Annotated in this window: 1 protein-coding gene; it reads left to right on the top strand. The window is 50.2% G+C overall.

Annotated elements, in window-relative coordinates; all coding sequences use genetic code 11:
• A partial coding sequence (locus tag ACP3VS_RS24585) for an FIST N-terminal domain-containing protein (RefSeq protein WP_426390356.1) occupies positions 1 to 231 on the top strand: 231 nt, incomplete at both ends.

Below are 231 nucleotides of genomic sequence, written 5' to 3' on the forward strand. Positions count from 1 at the left end.
TCCCGAAGGCAACGGTCATTGGCTGCACGACAGCGGGCGAAATTTCAAACAAAGGCGTGAGTGACAATAGCACGGTTGTGACGGCCGCCCACTTTAATTCCGCCCACATGAAATCGACTTCGATTAAATTGACGGGAGCTGATCATTGCCAAGAAACCGGAAAACAAATCGGCGAATACCTCAAGGCCCAAGATCTGAAAGCCGTTTTTGTTCTCGGCCAGGGCATTAATG

The sequence above is a fragment of the Lysinibacillus sp. VIII_CA genome (assembly GCF_049943995.1).
In the GTDB taxonomy this organism is placed as follows: Bacteria; Bacillota; Bacilli; order Bacillales_A; family Planococcaceae; genus Lysinibacillus; species Lysinibacillus pinottii.